Below are 2,267 nucleotides of genomic sequence, written 5' to 3'. Positions count from 1 at the left end.
CCGATGGTTAAGCACCTAACAAGACTGTATGACGCCGCGCAGGCGGGCTTTGTCCTGTGAGCCTCCAGGCTTTCCTAGCGGAACGCTCATAGAACAGCCTGCGGGTTTTTTGGGGATTTTATTTTTTGGAGTTCCCTAAATGGTACGCCTCCATCACGGTCGCCTGTGAACCCAAACGGGAATTAGGAAGCGGGATTGTAGGCATGGATTTGGGATGTAAGGTGGCGATCGCCCTTAGCACTGGGGAGATGATTAAAGCCCCCCAATTTCTCGCCCAGGCTCAACCCAAAATCCGCCATCTTGCTAAAAAACTGCGTCGGAAGCGCCACCCTGAAAAACGCAAAGTTAAAGCCTCTCGGCGTTGGCAGGCAACCCAGAAACGCATCCGCAAACAGAAGCGCAAAGTTGCCAACCAACGTCAGAATTGGGTTCACCAAACAGCCACAGAAATCACCTGCCGTTATAGCATCGTGGCTACGGAGAAACTCAATCTTCAGGGGATGACCCGCAAAGGCAAACGCCAGAACAAGCAGAAAGCCGGTCTTAACCGTTCCATGCTAGATGTGAGTATGGGAATGCTGCGATCGGCAATTAAGTACAAGCTTGTGGAGGGGGAAGGCTTTTTTATGGAAGCACCCACTCAGAAGCTGAAGCCGACTCAACGATGTGCCAAGTGTTGGAATCTGACACCCAAGACATTAAGCGATCGGGTTCACATTTGCTCCAATCCAGAATGTGGTCATCGGGAGGATCGGGATACTAAGGGAACTCCAAAAAATAAAATCCCCAAAAAACCCGCAGCGTCCAGCCTGGGGCTACACGGACAAAGCCCGCCTGCGCGGCGTCATACAGTCTTGTTAGGTGCTTAACCATCGGGATTTGGATGATTTATTTGTTGGAACACCCTAATGCGGCCCAAGTCTGTGAGATTTGGGCGCGGGGTCAGGAACTGACCTCGTTAGACGTGGAGCCATCCAGCGCTACCGATTGCGGAAGCATGAAGCAACTGGGGGCGAGGAAACGTCAAAAATCTCGCGCTAGCGAGGTAGTTCATGGTGTGGAATCTGGCCATAGGGAAAGAAATCGCTAGTTTCATCGCTGAAGCAGATTAAACTGGAGTTGATTTACCCTTGACCTTCGGCAAAGGCAGGATATAATGTCATACCGCCATCGACGAAAATGGTTTCTCCATGTACATAGTCTGAATCATCCGAGGCCAACCAGACGGCGACTTTGGCGATATCTTCGGGAACGCCAATCCGTTTATAGGGAATCAATTTGAGCAGTGCGGCTTCGTCTTCGGGGGTATCCCAGGCATCTTCATTAATGGGAGTTTTAATCGCACCGGGGGCGATGCCATTGACGCGAATGCGGTGGCGGGCAACTTCTTGGGCGATACTTTGCATAAATAGTTTGATTCCGCCTTTAGATGCTGCATAGTTGGAATGACCGGCCCAAGGTATTACTTCATGAACAGAACTGATAAAGATAATTTTACCGGCAGCGCGCGATCGCCCTTCAACCACTCCTCTGCGCATAAATTCTTTCACTGCTTCTCGGGTACAGAGAAATTGGCCGGTGAGGTTAACATCCATGACTTTTTGCCATTGTTTTAGGGTCATGTCAACCAGATTTGCATCTTGCTGAATCCCGGCATTATTAATTAAAATATCAATCGTGCCAAACTGTTCACAGAGTTGAGAGAACATTTTCTGCACATCCTCTTCTTTGCTGATATCCCCTTGAATGGCGATCGCCTCACTGCCCTGAGATTTAATTTCGTCAACCACTTTCTCTGCACCTTCCGGACTGCTACGATAGTTAACGACCACTTTCGCCCCAGCCTTTCCCATCCCAACTGCAATTCCGGCACCAATTCCCGAACTTGAACCCGTCACCAAAACCACTTGATTTTCTAAAATTTTTCCATTCATCGGCTATTCTCCCAACGCGCAAAGATATTTGAGGATATTAAATTCTGCTTTAGTTTAGGAGGCGGTTCTGTAATCCTGAAACCGCCCACAGATAGAGATGGATGGGACAATTCCCCGGAAATTGGGCAAATTCCTCCCTCGTGATTCGGAAATCCGGAGTCAATGCATTAAGATTTCATGTAAAGTTGTGTAACACTGACATTTTGCACCTAGCGCCACTACCGGCGAAGGTTCAAACCCTAGCCCGGTCAAGGTGGTAAATTTAATGACGAAAAATCGTTATTTCTTGTAGGGGCGCAATGCTTGCGCCCTCCGGAGGGCGCAAGCATTGCG

The 2,267-nt window shown here is 49.2% G+C and carries 2 protein-coding genes; one reads left to right on the top strand and one right to left on the bottom strand.

The features are described from left to right. The first annotated feature begins 125 nt into the window (after nt 1–125). Entirely contained in the window at nt 126–869 is a 744-nt protein-coding gene (locus NG833_RS29265) for an RNA-guided endonuclease TnpB family protein (RefSeq protein ID WP_254568788.1), read from the top strand. Between the two features lie 255 nt (nt 870–1,124). On the opposite strand, the gene NG833_RS29260 is transcribed toward NG833_RS29265, so the two are convergent. Beyond that, nucleotides 1,125–1,934 (bottom strand): SDR family oxidoreductase, encoded by an 810-nt coding sequence (locus tag NG833_RS29260; RefSeq protein ID WP_254568787.1) that lies wholly within the window; start codon nt 1,932–1,934, stop codon nt 1,125–1,127. Between the last annotated feature and the right edge of the window lie 333 nt (nt 1,935–2,267).

Origin of the sequence: Oscillatoria sp. HE19RPO, from assembly GCF_024220515.1 — a bacterium.
Classification (GTDB): Bacteria; Cyanobacteriota; Cyanobacteriia; order Cyanobacteriales; family Laspinemataceae; genus Laspinema.
This window is presented reverse-complemented; position numbering and strand designations above follow the sequence as displayed.

Bases quoted from the DNA above. Each gene is read 5' to 3' on its own strand.
- NG833_RS29260 (WP_254568787.1), bottom strand. From the start codon at position 1,934: ATGAATGGAAAAATTTTAGAAAATCAAGTGGTTTTGGTGACGGGTTCA.